The following is a 17,510-nucleotide window of genomic DNA, read 5'->3' on the forward strand; positions in this document are numbered from 1 at the left end:
TATGAACATAGATTTCTCGCGTCGACTCTTGCTCTTTGTCATCTTGTTGCTGACCCAAGCGTTAGTGCTTAGCCACATACACTTGTTTGGCGTGGCCACGCCCATGCCCTATATCTATTTTGCCACCAGCTTCAAACGCAACTATCCCAAGTGGGCTATGTTGGTGTGGAGTTTCGCCTTGGGCCTCGGCGTGGACGTGTTTTCCAACACACCGGGCGTAGCTGCCGCCTCGATGACGCTCATAGCTCTGCTGCAACCATACGCGCTGAAACTTTTTATCCAACGCGACAGCGACGAGAACCTGCGGCCAAGCATCACCGAAATCACTCCCTCGGGTTACATTACTTATGTCACACTGCTCACCCTCACGTATTGCCTCGTGTTCTTCTCATTGGAGATGTTCACCTTTTTCAACTGGACGCAGTGGGCTCTCAACATCCTTGGCAGCACCGCACTTTCTGCCATTATCATCGTCGTGGTGGATAATTTGAGAGGCAAGGTATGAAAGATTTTGGACTTGAGAACAGAAAATACGTCATCGGAGGCACGGCTGTCGTTATCGTGGCCATCTATATCATACGCCTTTTCACACTCCAACTGCTCAGCGACGACTATCGGAAGAGCGCAGACTCCAACGCATTCCTGAAAAAAGTGGAGTTTCCCTCGCGTGGCGTCATACGTGACCGAAACGGCAAGCTACTCGTCTTCAACCAGCCATCGTACGACATCATGGTGGTGATGAACGAGGAAAAAGGCCGTATAGACACCGCCGACTTCTGCCAAACGTTAGGCATCTCAAAGGAGTTTTTTGCCCAACGCATGAACGACATCAAGGACAGAAACAAAAATCCAGGTTACTCACGGTTCACCCAACAACTGTTTTTGACACAAATAGACGATAAAAACTTCGGAGTTTTCAGGGAAAAAATGTACAGGTTCCCAGGTTTTTACACTCAAAAGAGAAGCGTGCGGCAATACCAATACCCATACGCCGCGCATGTGTTGGGAGACGTGGCAGAGGTGTCGCAAGGCGATATCGACAAAGACGACTATTACCAACCCGGCGACTATATCGGCAAATTGGGCGTCGAACGCACCTACGAAAAACAACTAAGAGGCGAGAAAGGCGTGCAAATATTGCTGCGAGACGCGCACGGCCGAATACAAGGCAAGTACCAAAACGGCAAATACGACCATCGGCCCAAAGCCGGCAAAGACCTTACGCTAAGCTTGGACATAGACCTGCAAGCATTGGGCGAACGACTCTTGGAGGGCAAAATCGGCGCCATCGTAGCCATAGACCCGCAAACCGGAGAGGTGCTCAGCTTGGTGTCGTCGCCCACTTACGACCCCCGGACACTCGAGGGGAAACAGCGTGGCAAGGTACTGCGCACGCTCTCGCGCAACCCATGGAAGCCGTTGCTTAATCGAGCCATCATGGGACAATACCCTCCCGGCTCCACCTTCAAGACCTCACAGGGCCTTACTTTCCTCAGTGAGGGCATCATAAACAGTCACACCCAATACCCCTGTCATCATGGTTTTTACTATCGCGGACTGCACGTGGGCTGTCATGGACACGCTTCACCAGTCTCCATCGTGCCCGCCATCAGCACCTCATGCAACGCCTTTTTCTGCTGGGGCCTGTACCACATGATGGGCAACAGACGCAAATACAAAAACGTGCAGGATGCCATGAACACGTGGCGAGACTACATGGTGAGCATGGGTTTTGGCTATAAGCTCGGCATTGATCTTTATGGCGAGAAACGTGGACTTATTCCTAACGCCACCTTTTATGACAAAGCCTACCGTGGCTCATGGAATGGACTCACCGTCATTAGTATCTCGATCGGGCAAGGAGAGGTAAACCTCACACCTTTGCAAATTGCCAATCTTGGTGCCACCATCGCCAATCGAGGGTACTACTATGTGCCACACGTAGTGAAAAAAGTGGAAGGCCAACGTTTGGACACCACCTTCACGCATCGCCATTACACACGGGCCAACCGTCGTGCCTATAACCTGACGGTGGCTGGCATGCGGTCGTCGGTATTAGGCGGAACGTGCCGTCATCTTGGCAGTTTGCCCTTTGAGATCTGCGGCAAGACCGGAACGGCGCAAAACCGGGGGCACGACCACTCGGTCTTCATGGGCTTCGCACCTATGAACAATCCCAAGATCGCCATTGCCGTTTATGTGGAAAATGGTGGCTTTGGCGCAGATTTCGCGGTGCCGATAGCTGGGGTGATGTTTGAGCAATACCTCAACGGAAAACTTTCGCCAGCCCGGGCGCGAGAGGCAGACATGTTACAGAAAAGGAGAATAGGATATGGTTCGAGCAACAGATAAACAACCAAGCATCATCGGCAGCATCGATTGGTGGACCATTGGCATTTATCTCACCCTGTTAATCTTCGGTTGGATTAGCGTGTGCGGGGCGAGTTACACCTACGGCGAGACCGATATTTTCAGTTTGAGCAGTCGTTCAGGCATGCAAATAGTGTGGATAGCGACATCTTTGATATTGGCTTTCGTGCTGCTGATGCTCGACGACAGGTACTACGACACCTTCGCCTACGTGTTCTATGGACTGATGCTTGTGCTGCTCTTCGCCACCATATTCAATCCACACGAGATCAAGGGCTCGCGCTCGTGGTTAGTCTTGGGGCCACTCAGGTTGCAACCAGCAGAATTTGCCAAGTTCGCCACGGCATTGGCTGTGGCCAAGCTGATGAGCACCTATGGATTTAACATTCACCAATGGAAACATTTCGCCGCCGCGCTTGGCGTGGTACTTTTGCCCATGCTACTTATCGTCGGGCAAAAAGAGACAGGCTCGGCCTTGGTGTATTTGGCGTTTTTCCTGATGCTCTACAGGGAGGGCATGCCCGGCAGCATCCTTTTCACGGGCGTGGCAATGATCGTCTATTTCGTGGTTGGCATCAAATATGAGGATACGCTTTTTTGGGCAACGCCCACGTCGTTGGGCAAGTTTGTGGTGCTCTTGTTGGTGCAATTATTCACCGTAGGCATGATGCTCTCCTATTGCGACGACAAGGGCAGAACCCTGCGCGTGGGCTTATGCTGCGTTGGCTGCACGCTGTTGGCGCTGCTATTCTCCAAGTTTGTTATCCCATTCGACATCGTCTGGGTGCAATTTCTCATTTGCTCCATCCTCATAGGCTACCTTGTTTTCCAAGGGTTGGCCACTCGCCTGCACAGCTATATGCTCATCGCATTCTTCGCTATGGGGTCTATCTTGTTTTTTTATAGCGCCGATTATGTGCTCAACGACGTGATGGAACCACACCAAAGGGTGCGTATCAACGTGCTGTTAGGGTTAGACGAGGACTTGGCTGGCGCTGGCTACAATGTGCACCAGAGCGAGATAGCCATTGGCTCCGGTGGCTTGCAAGGCAAAGGTTTCCTCAATGGCACGCAGACAAAACTGAAGTTCGTGCCTGAGCAAGACACCGATTTCATCTTTTGCACCGTGGGTGAGGAAGAGGGATTTGTAGGTTCGGCAGGCGTGTTGCTGCTATTCTTGGCGCTAATTTTGCGACTAATCCACTTGGCCGAGCGCCAGCCTTTCAAGTTTGGTAGGATTTATGGCTATTGCGTGCTGAGCATTTTCTTATTCCACCTATTTATCAACGTTGGCATGGTTTTGGGTCTGACACCCGTCATAGGCATTCCGCTACCATTTTTTAGCTATGGCGGATCGTCACTGTGGGGGTTCACCATATTGCTGTTTATCTTCATGCGCATAGACGCCGGAAGAAACTTTGTAAGGACGTGAAAAACAGTTTGGAGTGAAAAGTTTGGAGTGGCAAATGGGTAAAAGAATAGGTTTGGAATGACGAGTTTGCCATTAACATGTCGCGACAAACTCCACGTTTAATCCCAACAACCTACTTGTCAACTTTGTCCACTGCGATGCCGACATCAGCGATGCCAGGCAATATGTCTCGCTGCATGTTATGACGCACGACGATATGCAACGAGTCGGCCTTGTGCAGCTGTGTTTGAGAGACTGTGAAACGGTATTGGCAATAGCTCACACCGTTGCCCTTGGCATTGCCACGGCTGTCCACCAATGGGCACATCAGCGTATCCACACGCTGTTTCATGGACGGATACACCGTTTGTTCAACGATTAGAGCCAAGCTCATGTATGGGTAAGAATTGTTGGCGCGCAACTCCAAATTGGTGGCATACCGTCCCGCTTGCGCCAATGGAGGCACCTCAAAACTTAGTGCCTCCACTTTTTCCCATCCCTCAATTGGCGTGTGGCAATAATGGTGATAAACCCTATTCTCCTCGCAAGCCACGCAGAGAATGAGGGTTGTTAGTGTTACAACAATCTTGTGTTTCATTCTTTAGGCACAGGCGTTTCTGTCTGAGGGCGATTGTTGTATGTTTTGTTTCTGTCATTTTTATAGCCGTTCTGCCGATACTTACGGTGTTGACCGTCATTAGGGCGAGCAGGCACACCCACTGTGTCGGAACGATTAGCTGGGTCAGCGACAAGTTGCTCGCGTCCCTGAGCTGCCACCTTCTTGGGCATATCCTTTTTGTTACGGTTATGTCTCGTGTTGTTTTTTCTCTTTTTGGCCTTATCAAATCGGCTTAGATCCTCGTCGGCCAACAAGTCTTTAGACTTCTTTTTGGTTTGCGCCATGTCGTCTCGCATCAGTGATAGCGGTTTCTCACCCTGCTTGTTCATCGCCATTATTTCATGTGCTCGATCGGTATCTATGGTCTCCAAATTGGCGGCGAGGTTCTTATCCGTGGAATAAGTACACATACCGGTGAGAATATCCGTCTTGAACAAGTGGTACTCTGCTTCTTGTGTTTGCAGCGTCACATCCTTGGCCGGCAGTTTTCTCGAGGCCTCCACATATTGGTCCACCTCGTAGTTAAGACAACATTTGAGCTTGGCGCACATACCAGCCAGTTTCTGCGGGTTGAGAGATAGGTCTTGTATGCGTGCGGCGTTAGTGGAAACACTTGAGAACGATTTTACCCACGTGGCGCAACACAGCTCCCTGCCGCAAGGGCCAGTGCCGCCAATGCGCCCCGCCTCTTGTCGCGCCCCTATCTGTTTCATCTCTATACGCACGTGAAAAGTTTCGGCCAGCACCCTGATGAGCTGTCTGAAGTCCACCCGCTCGTCGGCTATGTAATAAAATATAGCCTTGTTGCCGTCGCCTTGATACTCCACGTCTCCTATTTTCATTTTCAGCTCCAGCTGCTTGGCTATCTGCCTACTCTGTATCATCGTGTCGTGCTCCAGAGCCTTGGCCTCATGATACTTGTCCATATCCACAGGTTTGGCCAAGCGATATACGCGCCTGATCTCATCTGGCGACTTAAGATTAGCCTTCTTAATCTGATGACAAACAAGCCGTCCCGTCAGTGTGACCACGCCGATGTCATGCCCCGGGTTGGCCTCAACGGCCACCACGTCACCTTTTTTCAGGTTCAAACCGTTTGTGTTGTGGAAATAGCCTTTGCGTGTATTTTTAAATTGCACCTCCACCAAGTCTGTCGATTTGGCGTTACCGGGCACGTCGGCCAACCAGTCGTACGTGTTGAGTTGTCGGTCTTGTCTGCCCACGCCTTTCGCGCTCAGCCCACGCCCACAACCAGTGCATATATCACATTCTCTCATATTATCGCTTTAAAAGTATTATCATGTCAGTGGCCAAATTGAAGAATTGTATCTTCGCGTTGGCGTTTTGCCCGATGTCTCGGATGGTGCGTTGAATCTTCTCCGCCATCTCAACCACATTGCGTTCGTTGACAAAACGGGCAAAGTTTTGGGCAAAGTTCTCCTCGCTATGGGTCATATAGTTCAAATCTGGCTGCCCGAAATTGTACACGAAGCTCTCACGTACCATGCGCAAAAAATAGGTGAGCATGCGTCGCTGTTGCTCCCGGCCATACCCTGCCACGGTCTCACTCCATTTCTTCAGCTCTTTCAAGTCACGCATATAAGCCTTGCGCATGAGCGTGACAAACAAGTCAAAAAACTGCTTGTTCTCGTTATTGGCATCAAATTCCTCTATGGCCTTAAGCCAATTGCCACCCGCGGCGCGAGCCATGCGGCCAGCCATTTCGGCATCTATTCCACGCCGCTCCACCAACGCGCGAGCTATGTCGGCACTGTCTATGCCACGCACCTCGAACCGCTGCACACGACTACGGATAGTCTCCAACAATCGAGACGGCTCCTCGCTAACCAACAAAAAGACTGTGTTCAAAGGCGGTTCTTCCAACAGCTTGAGCATTTTGTTGGCGCTCGAGAGATTCATACGCTCGGGCAGCCACACCACACAAACCTTGTATCCGCCTTGACTCGATTTGATACTAAGCTTGCGATTGAGCGCGTCGCTCTCGGCCTCATAGATCATGGCCTGCTGGTTCTCAGCCTCCATACGTCTCATCCATTGGTCCATGGTGAAATAAACGCTTTCTGAAAGCATTTGCCGCCACTCTTGCAAAAAATCGTCGCTGGTGACCTGACGGTCGCTCGACGTGCCCTTGGGCCTTATCACAGGAAACGTGAAATATAGGTCTGGATGCTGCCATTTGGCCAACATGGCCTCAGCATTGGCCACCGACGCAAGAGGCACGGTAGAGGGCAACTCGCCCATACGCTCACCCAACAGATAACATGCGAACGCCAATGCCAGCGCCATCTTGCCGCTACCCTTGGGACCGGTAAACATCATGGCGTGAGGCACACGCCCGTCTGCCGCCAACTGCAAAAGTCGGTCGCAAGCTTCTTGCTGTCCTATCACTTCACTGAATTGCATCTCCTGCGCTTATTTTTATGTTTCTACGTCGGTGCTTCGGGCTACAAAGTTACTAAAAAACTACCTCAATCCACCAAGAAACTCATCTTTTATAGGTAGTGTAACCGCATTGCGACCAGAAAGTTTGGCATGGTAGCTCCAAACGTTCTTGCTATAAACGTCAATGAGCCGCATACCAATGCAGCCACCTTATACGTCAATATACGACACTCTCGCACACATGTCGCATATCGCTATAGGGCAGCCACTTACAGTTTCACTTGGCGGTTCTAATGGGTGCGCTGACCAACTTACAAATTGGGACGGAACACAAAAAGTGGGATTGGGGAATTCTGTGAAAAGAAAAGAGCCAAGAGGCTTCTCACTATAAGTTAAAATAATGAGTATAAGAACTTGCTTTGTTTGAAATTAGACAAAGCAAGTTCTTATGATTGTTAATCAAGGAGGCATAAACGCATTAATCTCCTCCGAACAACACAAGATTGTGTTTAAGTACTTGAAAATCAATACATGATTGGTATAAAGACAAGTTTATGAACGAATGACGGTGAACGCATTTTAATAGTGGGCAACTCAAAAATGCAAGATATTACGGATGTTGTTCGTATTCTCCGCAACTTTTCACAGCCATATTTTTCTTCCCTATTTTTGAATTTCAAATTTAGGGAAATAAAAGAGTGAATAAATTGCGTATCTGATACTATCAAGTCGTGAGAGTGTTAAAAATGATGTCTGATTTGATGAAAAACCGAATTTTGTATCGTTATTTGGAAACAAAGCATTATCTTTGTACCATAATTCAAAACAAAATGGGCATCAACAAGCTAAAAGTGGTGTTGACAGAAGAAGCACAAGCCTTTTTGGATGCGCAGCCATTCAAAGCTCAGCAGAAGATATACTACAACATCTTCAAGGTTGAGGAAGGAGTGATGAAAGTTGACATCTTCAAGAAACTGGAGAATGCCGAGATATGGGAGTTTCGCACTCTCTACAACGGTATCTGTTACAGGCTTTTCTCCTTTTGGGACACTGAGCAAGAAACTTTGGTTATTGCCACGCATGGCATAGTCAAGAAAACACAAAAGACACCATTAAAGGAGATTGCCAAAGCAGAAGAGATAAGAAAAGAGTACTTTAACAATAAAAAGAAATAGCATTATGGCACAGATGAAATTGATACCAGCAGACAATATGAAAGACAAACTTTGGGGCAAAATAGGAACTCCAGAGCGTGACGCAATGGAAGCCAAGCTCAAAGAAGATGTGAACGCCTATATTGTAGGCAAAGCCATACGCAAGGCTCGATTGGCACAAAACCTCACACAAGAGCAACTTGGTGAGCGTATCGGCGTGCAGCGTGCTCAAATTTCAAAGTTGGAGAAAGGGACAAGTGTTATCACATTGCCAACAATGAGCCGTGTATTTCAAGCATTGGGCATTGCAACAGCTACCCTTGATTTGGGTATTGCAGGGAAAATTGCGCTGTGGTAATATTCTTGAATATGAACGATAATAAGACTTTGAATATGCCAGAATGGCAAAAGTTGCAAGCTGGTGAGATTTATAATGATTTCGATCAGGATTTGTTTAATTGAAGGATTGAGGCGAAACAACTGTTTCGTGCTTATAACCGCACAGAAGATAATTGGGTAGAAAAGCGTAAAGAAATTATGCAGAAACTCTTCAAATCTGTCGGTAAAAATGTATGGATAGAACCAGATTTTCGTTGTGAGTTCGGCAAGAATATCACGATTGGCAGTGATGTATATATCAATTTGGGCTGTGTTATACTCGACTGTGGTCAAGTCACGATTGGCAACAACACTCTTATTGGTCCGAATGTCGGTATCTACGATGCCAACCATGCACTCGATGCCGAGGAACGCATTGCTGGTGGACTAAAACCTGGCAATGTACATATCGGCAACCGTGTTTGGATTGGCGGAAATACCATCTTGCTACCAAATATTACTATCGGTGACGACACGGTAATTGGAGCTGGTAGCATCGTGACCCACGACATCCCTTCTGGAGTGGTGGCTGTGGGAAATCCTTGCCATGTGTTGCGTAAGATTACAGAAAAGGACAAAGTTGGTTACAAAAGAGAATCAAGGGGTAGAAAATAATCATGTGCAATCTTGGTAGGATTGTATAAGAGTGATGTTATTGCATTGGTACCCAATACTTGTTGCTTGGTGGTCACTTGAAATGTTCCCAAAATGAGAATGCAAGTATAACATTGCCTAAAAATAATACATATATTCATATTCTTTAACTAAACCTTGTGCAGTCATCAAGCCTTTGGCGAATCTATATCAAGATAGATAGTACGAAACAATTCGCTCATGGCTTCAAATATAACAACATTAGTAGAAAAAGCAAAACAAGGTGACGCTGACGCTTTCAGCGCATTATATCAAATGTATTATCCTAAGATGAAAGGGATATGCATCAATATTCTTGGAGAGGACAAGGCTGTCGTTGACGACCTTGTCCAAGATGCTTTTATACTTGCGTTTGTTTCGTTGAAAGACTTGAAGAATACTCATAGGTTTAGTCAATGGCTTACAAGTATCACTACTAACCTTGTATTGAAATATCAGGAGAAAGGGAAGAGATACGATTTCATTTCCTTGTCTGATATAGAGGATGAATTTAGTTCCGTATTGGAAGATGGCAACACTTCCAAGCAATCAATTCCGTATGAGGAAATCATGTCAGCAATAGACAGTTTGCCAAAAGGGTATAAGAAAATATTCAAGAAGTCTGTATTGGAAGGCTTGTCCCATCAAGAAATCAGCAAATTACTTGATATCGCTCCACATAGTTCTTCCTCGCAATTGGCAAGGGCAAAAGCATTGTTACGAAAAATATTGTCTTCAAGAGCAATGCTTCTCATCGCATTGGCGTTGATAGTTATCCCGATATATAGATATTTTACAGCAAAGAAGAAACTCGTTTCAGAAAATGATGTGAAAATTGTTCGAACTCGAAAGCCTAATAAAGACATTACGCCTATACAAAAGCGGCCTAACGTTTCTGTTAGCAGTGCGCAAAAAGCTGTTTTGGGCTATAGTCATCAAAGCGTTCAACAGGGAAAGAACATTGTAATAACTGTTGGTGATTCGATTAAGACAGGTCAAAATGTAATACTCGAAATATCCGATTCTTTGCAGGAGAACCAACATGTTTTGGCTGATAACAAGCGAGATAGTATCATCACAAAAGATTCTGTCTATACACCTATTCCTAACGAGGAAAGATGGATTGCGGATGATACAAGGCCGCACAAGAAAAGTAAATGGCAATTGCTCGCTGCAGGTTCTCTGGGTACTACCCTTGCGCAAAATGTTTGTAAGATTATAACAAGTAGCGCTGATGATATTACGAGTGATCAACCTTCGGAAAAGAGTTTTACTACATGGGAAGAGTATGCTAAATATCTACATCGCTTAACTCCAACTGACCCAACGGCGGAAAATGTTGCAATGATGGATATTGCCGATAACAACAATGGCAAAATAGAAGAGGCAGAACATCATGACAAACCAATAATATTAGGATTGGCTGTGAACATGAGCATAGGAAAGCATTGGAGTTTAGAAACAGGACTCCAATACTCTTACTTGAAGTCATATTTTACTTTGGGTACTGGCAATTACCGTGTTGACAAGGAACAAAAGTTGCATTACATTGGTTTCCCTGTCAAACTCTCGTACCAGTTCATGAAGTACAAGAGACTGTCTGCCTACGGTTCTGCAGGAGCAAGCATTCAGATACCATTGTCTGGAAAGACATATGCAGACTATGTAGTAGGAGGAAAGTCTGGCTATACAACGGATTGGAAGACAATACCTTCTATACAGTGGACTGTAAACACTAACATCGGAATACAATATCAATTTGCACCAAAGTTGACATTGTTTGTTGAGCCAACGCTGAATTGGTACATTCCGAATGGAAGCGAAGTCAAGAATGCTTGGACAGAACGCCCATTTACATTGACTTTGCCTTTCGGTATTAGGTTCTCTTGGTAAAAAAGTCTCATTTTGCGTGCAGTCTTTATGAATGATCTGTATCTATATATACAGAAAAGTCAAAAAATAAGATACATGCAAAAAAGACATACAGACAGGAAGGTTTATTTCCGTGAGTTGGAGATAACATCTAAGGAGTTTTACATCGGCTACTTGTCAGATTTTACAGAACTGACACCAAAGAGTAGAATCTTGGAGGTAGGCTGTGGTGAAGGAGGAAACTTAGTTCCCTTTGCACAGTTGGGCTGCAGAGTGACAGGTATAGATATTGCCGAATGCAGAATTAAAGATGCCAAAGCATACTTTTCTGAAATCAGCAATCATGCTACATTTGTATGTTGTGATTTCATGCAATATCCTGTTCCATGTAATGAAGAAGATAAATATGACGTAATACTATTACATGATGTGATAGAACACATTCCGATAAAAGAGCCATTTCTTGCACACCTAAGAAAGTTTATGAAACCAAAAGGCGTTCTGTTTGTCGGATTCCCCGCATGGCAAATGCCTTTTGGAGGACATCAACAGATTTGCAGAAGCAAACTTTGCTCACATCTGCCATTCATTCACTTGCTGCCAAACCCTTTATACAAGTTGTTGCTAAAAACATGCAATGAAGAGAAAGGAACAATAAATGAACTTATGAGCATAAAAGATTGTCGAACAAGTATAGAGCTGTTTGAAAGGCTCATACACCAATGTGGCTTCTCGGTAGCTGACCAAAAACTTTGGTTCATCAATCCTCATTACAAGCAGAAGTTCCACCTTACCCCACGACTCTTGCCACATTGGGTCTGGAAGATGAAATATATCAGAAATTTCTTCACCACTTCATGTTGGTATATATTGAACATAAGCCATAAATAGAACTTACGTTCTTTAGGCAACCATAAAATCTATGAAACAATAAATATACTTAACCATTTCGGAAAAGCAGACTCCAAAAATCAGTATTGGAATATGCTTTTCTACTTATATAAAAATGTAGGAAAACAGTATGATAGGCTACATTTCTATTGGTTCTTATAGAATAAAAGGGGATGATTGGCAATCACATCCTTTAAGGGAAGTCGTTTCACCCCTACCTCTCTAAAATATCATTTGATAACTTTTGTTTGTCACATTTTGAGTTCGGTTGAAACATTCCTATTCAAACACTATTTGGTAGTTTTTAATGTAATCGAAAGTTAAATACGTTAAATTATCACCCTTTCGTATCTAAACAGAATCCATATTGCCACTTTTCTATCGTTTAGAGCTTATAGTATTGATAATCAACTGATAATAAATACTTTGTGTGTTTTTAGCCCCAACCCTATTTTGAGGGGCTGGCATTAGTATCTATTCATGTTGTCATTAGGCCTTAATCGCAGGCCGAATAATACCTAATCGCAAGCTGAATAATACCTAATCGCAAGCTGAATAATGCCTAATCGCGACGCCAATAATGCCTAATCGCAAGATGGTGTCAAAACATGTGTGCCCCAACCGAAAAAGAAGCCGCTTTTATAGGCTTTTTTCTTTGTAAGACATTTGTTTGGCGATGGCCTTTTTTTAATGATTTTTTTGGCGCAACGGCATTGAGCCGGAAAAAGGGATTGGTCTATACGAACTGTCTGCTACACAAACGCGTAGCACTGTTTAAACACCGGGCCACAACACAAATTGGCGTGGCTACGCGGCCCAGAATGTCGAGAGGTGGCAAGATAGCGACACAACAACATTACCAGCAATGGCGCATGGCACACCCTCAAGAAGGCAAAAACATTAAAAAAGCCTACCCGAATTACTGTTCTCGGGTAGGCTTGATGGGATGAGCTTAGAGCAGTTCCTTGATGGAACGCTCAACCTCGGCCAAATCTTTGGTTGGCTCGAAACGAGCCACTACCTCGCCCTCGCGATTGATGAGGAACTTGGTGAAATTCCATTTGATATCACTGTTCTCGCGCCACTTGGGGTCTTGTTTGTCGTGCAAATCCTCGAGAATAGGGGTGAGCTTGTGGCCTTTGTCAAAACCCTTAAATGTCTTCTCGCCCTTGAGCCATGTGTAGAGTGGCAACTCGTTATCACCATTCACATCAGATTTCTTGAATTGTGGGAAATCGGTGCCAAATTTCATCTGGCAGAACTGTGTGATCTCCTCGTCGGTACCAGGAGCTTGGCCGCCAAATTGGTTGCAAGGGATATCCAATATCTCAAAACCTTGACCCTTAAGCCTGCCATACATGGCTTCCAATTCTTCATATTGTGGGGTGAAACCGCAAGCGGTGGCACTATTGACAATAAGCAATACCTTGCCCTTATATTCTGATAGTTTCACTTCGTTACCTTTCTTGTCGCTCAAACTGAAATCATAAACTGTTTTCATCTGTTTCTTAAATTTTGGGTTAATATTTGTGGCGCCATGCCCACGACAACTCGCTCGGTGGCTTGACGTGCCGCACTCGCGCCTTTTTTGATATAACAAAAATAGTGGAAAAAAAGCTAATCGGAAAATTTAAGAAGAAGTATTAACCATACTTAACCGTGCGGTTTGTAATTATTACATTATTTAATAGTGGCCTCTCACGCCACCATTCTTTCGGGCGAAAGCTATTGCCAAATGGCCATGTATGGGAGACAGCAGCACCTATGACACATTTTGCCGACATGGATGGATCTTTCTGAGACGGTTCAAACGACACATCGACACAAAGATGATAACAAAATTGAGAGCGATAAACACATTTTATGGTTCAAGGTAGATATGTTTTGGCTAATTTTAGTACCTTTGCCGGCACAAAATTGAAATAAAAAATTATCTACGTTATGGGCGGCATTTTCGGAACAATTTCCAAAAAAAGTTGTGTCAACGATTTATTCTACGGTACAGATTACAACTCTCATTTAGGCACCAAACGTGCCGGTATGGTAACCTTTGACAAAGAGCGCGGTTTCAACCGGTCCATCCACAGTTTGGAAAGAAGCTATTTCAGGTCGAAATTTGAGGACGAGCTTAACAATTTTTGCGGTAACCTTGGCATTGGTGTCATCAGCGATACCGATCCACAACCTATCATCGTAAACTCGCACCTTGGCCGATACGCAGTGGTAACGGTGGCCAAAATAAACAATTTGGACACCATCGCGGACGAGCTGCTCAAGCAACGCATGCACCTAAGTGAGCTTTCGGCCAATACGCTCAACCAGACCGAGTTGGTGGCATTGCTCATCAACATGGGAAACTCGTTCGTGGAAGGCATTAACAATGTGTTCAACCACATAGAGGGATCGTGCTCCATGTTGGTGCTCACAGAGCACAGTATCATCGCGGCACGCGACTTTCTTGGGCGCACGCCGCTCATCATCGGGCACAAAGAGGGTGCCTATGCCGTTTCGAGCGAGTCGGCGAGCTTCCCCAACTTGGACTACGAGATGATGCGCGACATTGGGCCCGGCGAAATCGTCGAGGTGCAAGCCGATGGCATAAAAGTGTTGCAACAACCGAGGAAACGTTCACAGGTGTGCTCTTTCTTATGGATTTATTATGGATTTCCAACCAGCACATATGAGGGTGTCAACGTCGAGGAGATGCGCGAGCGAAATGGGCGCATGCTCGGCAAGGCTGATGACACAGAGGCCGACTTCGTTTGTGGCATACCCGACTCGGGCGTTGGCATGGCCGTGGGGTACGCCCAAGGGCATGGCATACCCTACCGCCGCGCCGTATTGAAATACACGCCCACGTGGCCTCGTAGTTTCACACCCAGCGATCAAGCTCGACGCAACTTGGTGGCGAAGATGAAGCTCATACCCAACAAGGCGTTTCTGCTCAACCACCGCGTGGTGTTCTGCGATGACTCCATCGTACGCGGCACACAGCTTCGCGACAATGTGCGCATGTTCTACGAGGCGGGCGCCAAAGAGGTGCACGTCAGAATATCATGCCCACCACTGGTTTACGGCTGCCCTTTCATCGGCTTCACATCGTCTAAAAGCGACATGGAGCTTATCACGAGGCGCATCATACAGGACTTTGAGGGCGACGACAAGAAAAACCTTGACAAGTATGCCACGACGGGAACGCCTGAATATAAACGCATGGTAAACGAGATAGCCAACAGGCTGGGGCTTTCCTCATTACAGTTCTCAAGCGTGGAATCGCTCGTTGAGAGCATCGGGATGCCTAAATGCAAGCTCTGTACCCACTGCTTTGACGGCAGCAGCTACTGCCATGAGCACGACAAGGATTGATGCAAGAAAAGGAAACAAGGGATAATCACCAATTCAAAATTTAAAATACAAAATACAAAATCAAGGGTTGGCGATATTTTCAATTCAAAAATTTAGGCCTGCGGCATGTTATAACACATGCCGCAGGCCTTTTTTACAGATTAAACTCTACTTGTCAAATAGGGATTAACCTTTAGGACAGTTGTGCTTATCAGGGGTTTTTATCCATTTTGCCAGAGACCTGTCACTGTCTCGGCTTACTCCATACTCAACTTTCAAGCAATATCTTCACGATGCGCTCGGCCGACCTGCCGTCCCAACGCTCAGGCAATGCGCTTTCTTTCCATGTGCCGGCCACCATCTTGGCAAGTAGCATCCCAAGTTTGGACGGGTCCTCGTCCACGAGTTCGTTAGTTCCAACTTTCACCGTTTCCACGTGCTCCGTGTAGCTGTTCAGCGTGATGCACGGCACTTGGTTGAAAGTGGCTTCCTCGGCCACGTTGCCCGAGTCGGTAATCACGCCGGCGGCATGCGCGGCAAGATAGGAGAAGTCAAGGTACGCCAGCGGTTCCACGAAGATGAAATTCCGCTCGGCCTTGTCGCCCAAAACGTCCATGACGGCCTGCTTGGCAAGCCTGCGCAGCGGTGCCACCACAGGCATGCCGCCCCGCTCCCTGACGATGGTGTCAAGCATCTTGCCGAGGTTGTCGCGGTGCCCAATGAGAGCCTTGCGATTGAGCGTAAACAGCAGATAGCCCCTATCCGCAAGTGCCAGCTCATCGAAAATAGCCGGTTTATGTAGCGAGTTCCTGATGTATCGCATGTTGTCCATGAGCACATTGCCCACCATGTACACCTTGGACAGCTCCGCCCCTTCTCGGTTGGCTATGGAGTTGTTGCTCATGCCAGCGGTAAAAAGTATGTCCGACAAGCCGTCTATCACCAATCGATTAATCTCCTTGGGCATAGCTATGTCGAACGAGCGTGTGCCGGCGGCTATGTGCGCCAACCTGACTCCTTGTTTCTTGGCCACGATAGCCACGGCCAGGGTGGAGGCGAGGTCATCTACCACGACCACCGTGTCGGTGGCGTGTTTTTGCAGGTAGCGCTCAAAGGCTGCCATAACCCTACCCGTAAGCTCGTTGAGATTTTCGCACGTCACACCAAGATATACGTCTGGGCGGCGTATGCCCAAGTCGTCAAAGAGCGATCTCTCGAGCGTTGGGTCAGTCTCGTCTCCAGAGAATACCAAGTGGTAGTCTACCATCTCGCCACGCTCTTTTGCCGACTCCAATGCGCGGATCACCGGTGCCACCTTGATAAAATTGGGGCGGGCTCCGCATACTATGCAAACATTCATAATTCTTCTTTTATACGTTTATGGTGTCAAAAAATGATGGCGCGCCTCAAGCCCACCATCATCATGCCACGCCTTGCGGCACGTCGGGCATGCCGCGAGGCGAGGCGGAGTTATGAGTTCTTGAACAATTCTTTAATACCACCAAGGCTTCCCATCACGTTGGTGGCCTCGTAGGGCAAGAACACGGTCTTGTTCTGGTCGCCAGTGGCGAGCTCTTGCATCATCTGAATGTACTTTTGCGCTAACAGGTAGTTGGCCGGATTGGTAGAATTTCCCACGGCCTCCGTGATCTTGTCTATGGCAACGGCCTCGGCCTCGGCCTTGCGAATGCGCGCTTGCGCCTCGCCCTCGGCTCGCAGTATGGCTTGCTGCTTGTCGGCTTCGGCCCGGTTGATGATGGCGGCCTTCTCTCCCTCCGACTTCAGTATCTGCGACTGCTTGGTGCCCTCGGACGTCAGGATGATAGCACGTTTGTCGCGCTCGGCCTGCATCTGCTTCTCCATGGCCTGCAACACGCTCTGTGGCGGAATGATATCTTGCAGCTCCACGCGGTTCACCTTGATGCCCCACTTGTTGGTGGCGTCATCGAGCACGCCACGCAAGCGCGTGTTGATAATGTCGCGCGAGGTGAGCGTCTGGTCCAGCTCCATCTCGCCGATGATGTTACGCAGCGTGGTTTGCGTGAGCTTCTCAATGGCGTTGGGCAGGTTGTTGATTTCATAGACAGCCTTGAACGGGTCCACGATTTGGAAATAGAGCAGTGCGTTAATTTGCATCTGGATGTTATCCTTGGTGATAACATTCTGCTTGTCAAAGTCGTACACTTGCTCGCGCAGGTCTATGGAGTTACTGTACACATACCGTCCTCGGTTCATTGTGACAACAGTCTTGGCTCTGTCCACAAACGGGATGATAACATTGATACCCGGTTTTAATGTGGCGTAATACTTACCGAGACGCTCTATGATTTTGGTCTCACTCTGTGGAATGATGACAATGGCAGCCTTGGCAAAAATCAATACCAACACGACCAGTCCGATTAAAACATACGTTCCTATTGTTAACATAATATAA

The 17,510-nt window shown here is 46.9% G+C and carries 15 protein-coding genes; 9 read left to right on the forward strand and 6 right to left on the reverse strand.

Going from position 1 to position 17,510, the window contains the following annotated elements; genetic code table 11:
• Position 1 precedes the first annotated feature (1 nt).
• Genes mreD through rodA form a run of 3 tightly spaced genes read left to right on the forward strand, consistent with a single transcriptional unit; the run spans position 2 to position 3,802 of the window.
• Positions 2-505 carry a rod shape-determining protein MreD gene (gene mreD, locus C7379_RS06870; protein WP_116616621.1) on the forward strand — a complete coding sequence of 168 codons (504 nt, stop codon included), beginning with the start codon at positions 2-4 and terminating at the stop codon, positions 503-505.
• Complete coding sequence (locus tag C7379_RS06875; protein ID WP_116616622.1) at positions 502-2,352, forward strand: penicillin-binding transpeptidase domain-containing protein; 1,851 nt, start codon at positions 502-504, stop codon at positions 2,350-2,352. Before mreD ends, C7379_RS06875 begins: the two co-directional genes overlap by 4 nt.
• Positions 2,333-3,802, forward strand: a complete 1,470-nt coding sequence (gene rodA, locus C7379_RS06880; protein WP_116616623.1) for a rod shape-determining protein RodA — start codon at positions 2,333-2,335, stop codon at positions 3,800-3,802. Before C7379_RS06875 ends, rodA begins: the two co-directional genes overlap by 20 nt.
• Before the next feature lie 112 nt (positions 3,803-3,914).
• Here rodA and C7379_RS06885 read toward each other — a convergent pair whose 3' ends face one another.
• The 3 genes from C7379_RS06885 to C7379_RS06895 are packed head-to-tail and all read right to left on the reverse strand — an operon-like array spanning position 3,915 to position 6,824.
• A complete protein-coding gene (locus tag C7379_RS06885; protein ID WP_116616624.1) occupies positions 3,915-4,379 on the reverse strand; it encodes a gliding motility lipoprotein GldH in 465 nt (154 codons plus the stop codon).
• A complete protein-coding gene (locus C7379_RS06890; RefSeq protein ID WP_116616625.1) occupies positions 4,376-5,677 on the reverse strand; it encodes a PSP1 domain-containing protein in 1,302 nt (433 codons plus the stop codon). The genes C7379_RS06885 and C7379_RS06890 overlap by 4 nt, the downstream gene beginning before the upstream one ends.
• Position 5,678: 1 nt before the next feature.
• Complete coding sequence (locus tag C7379_RS06895; RefSeq protein ID WP_116616626.1) at positions 5,679-6,824, reverse strand: DNA polymerase III subunit; 1,146 nt, start codon at positions 6,822-6,824, stop codon at positions 5,679-5,681.
• Between the two features lie 809 nt (positions 6,825-7,633).
• Here C7379_RS06895 and C7379_RS06905 point away from each other — a divergent pair.
• From C7379_RS06905 to C7379_RS06925, 5 genes are all read left to right on the forward strand, one after another.
• Positions 7,634-7,978, forward strand: a complete 345-nt coding sequence (locus C7379_RS06905; protein ID WP_165815040.1) for a type II toxin-antitoxin system RelE/ParE family toxin — start codon at positions 7,634-7,636, stop codon at positions 7,976-7,978.
• A 4-nt stretch (positions 7,979-7,982) separates the two neighbouring features.
• Entirely contained in the window at positions 7,983-8,315 is a 333-nt protein-coding gene (locus C7379_RS06910; protein WP_036891555.1) for a helix-turn-helix domain-containing protein, read from the forward strand.
• Positions 8,316-8,422: 107 nt separating this feature from the next.
• Positions 8,423-8,950: a sugar O-acetyltransferase gene (locus tag C7379_RS06915; RefSeq protein WP_336469920.1), complete on the forward strand. Its 528-nt coding sequence runs from the start codon at positions 8,423-8,425 to the stop codon at positions 8,948-8,950.
• 219 nt (positions 8,951-9,169) lie between these two features.
• Positions 9,170-10,861 (forward strand): sigma-70 family RNA polymerase sigma factor, encoded by a 1,692-nt coding sequence (locus tag C7379_RS06920; protein WP_116616629.1) that lies wholly within the window; start codon positions 9,170-9,172, stop codon positions 10,859-10,861.
• 75 nt (positions 10,862-10,936) lie between these two features.
• Positions 10,937-11,731 carry a class I SAM-dependent methyltransferase gene (locus tag C7379_RS06925; RefSeq protein ID WP_116616654.1) on the forward strand — a complete coding sequence of 265 codons (795 nt, stop codon included), beginning with the start codon at positions 10,937-10,939 and terminating at the stop codon, positions 11,729-11,731.
• Positions 11,732-12,683: 952 nt separating this feature from the next.
• Here the strand turns inward: C7379_RS06925 and C7379_RS06935 are convergent.
• A complete protein-coding gene (locus C7379_RS06935) occupies positions 12,684-13,232 on the reverse strand; it encodes a glutathione peroxidase (RefSeq protein ID WP_116616631.1) in 549 nt (182 codons plus the stop codon).
• Positions 13,233-13,672: 440 nt separating this feature from the next.
• On the opposite strand from C7379_RS06935, the gene C7379_RS06940 reads away from it, so the two are divergent.
• The gene (locus tag C7379_RS06940) at positions 13,673-15,097 is read left to right on the forward strand and encodes an amidophosphoribosyltransferase (RefSeq protein ID WP_116616632.1); all 1,425 of its coding nucleotides are present in this window, start codon (positions 13,673-13,675) and stop codon (positions 15,095-15,097) included.
• Positions 15,098-15,344: 247 nt separating this feature from the next.
• Here the strand turns inward: C7379_RS06940 and C7379_RS06945 are convergent, their stop codons facing one another.
• Both C7379_RS06945 and C7379_RS06950 read right to left on the reverse strand, forming a co-directional pair.
• Complete coding sequence (locus tag C7379_RS06945; RefSeq protein ID WP_116616633.1) at positions 15,345-16,436, reverse strand: UDP-N-acetyl glucosamine 2-epimerase; 1,092 nt, start codon at positions 16,434-16,436, stop codon at positions 15,345-15,347.
• A gap of 110 nt (positions 16,437-16,546) precedes the next feature.
• The gene (locus C7379_RS06950) at positions 16,547-17,503 is read right to left on the reverse strand and encodes an SPFH domain-containing protein (protein ID WP_116616634.1); all 957 of its coding nucleotides are present in this window, start codon (positions 17,501-17,503) and stop codon (positions 16,547-16,549) included.
• Between the last annotated feature and the right edge of the window lie 7 nt (positions 17,504-17,510).

The organism is Hallella colorans (assembly GCF_003096815.1).
GTDB lineage: Bacteria > Bacteroidota > Bacteroidia > Bacteroidales > Bacteroidaceae > Prevotella > Prevotella colorans.

Bases quoted from the DNA above. Each gene is read 5' to 3' on its own strand.
- mreD (WP_116616621.1), top strand. From the start codon at position 2: ATGAACATAGATTTCTCGCGTCGACTCTTGCTCTTTGTCATCTTGTTG.
- C7379_RS06875 (WP_116616622.1), top strand. From the start codon at position 502: ATGAAAGATTTTGGACTTGAGAACAGAAAATACGTCATCGGAGGCACG.
- rodA (WP_116616623.1), top strand. From the start codon at position 2,333: ATGGTTCGAGCAACAGATAAACAACCAAGCATCATCGGCAGCATCGAT.
- C7379_RS06885 (WP_116616624.1), bottom strand. From the start codon at position 4,379: ATGAAACACAAGATTGTTGTAACACTAACAACCCTCATTCTCTGCGTG.
- C7379_RS06890 (WP_116616625.1), bottom strand. From the start codon at position 5,677: ATGAGAGAATGTGATATATGCACTGGTTGTGGGCGTGGGCTGAGCGCG.
- C7379_RS06895 (WP_116616626.1), bottom strand. From the start codon at position 6,824: ATGCAATTCAGTGAAGTGATAGGACAGCAAGAAGCTTGCGACCGACTT.
- C7379_RS06905 (WP_165815040.1), top strand. From the start codon at position 7,634: ATGGGCATCAACAAGCTAAAAGTGGTGTTGACAGAAGAAGCACAAGCC.
- C7379_RS06910 (WP_036891555.1), top strand. From the start codon at position 7,983: ATGGCACAGATGAAATTGATACCAGCAGACAATATGAAAGACAAACTT.
- C7379_RS06920 (WP_116616629.1), top strand. From the start codon at position 9,170: ATGGCTTCAAATATAACAACATTAGTAGAAAAAGCAAAACAAGGTGAC.
- C7379_RS06925 (WP_116616654.1), top strand. From the start codon at position 10,937: ATGCAAAAAAGACATACAGACAGGAAGGTTTATTTCCGTGAGTTGGAG.
- C7379_RS06935 (WP_116616631.1), bottom strand. From the start codon at position 13,232: ATGAAAACAGTTTATGATTTCAGTTTGAGCGACAAGAAAGGTAACGAA.
- C7379_RS06940 (WP_116616632.1), top strand. From the start codon at position 13,673: ATGGGCGGCATTTTCGGAACAATTTCCAAAAAAAGTTGTGTCAACGAT.
- C7379_RS06945 (WP_116616633.1), bottom strand. From the start codon at position 16,436: ATGAATGTTTGCATAGTATGCGGAGCCCGCCCCAATTTTATCAAGGTG.
- C7379_RS06950 (WP_116616634.1), bottom strand. From the start codon at position 17,503: ATGTTAACAATAGGAACGTATGTTTTAATCGGACTGGTCGTGTTGGTA.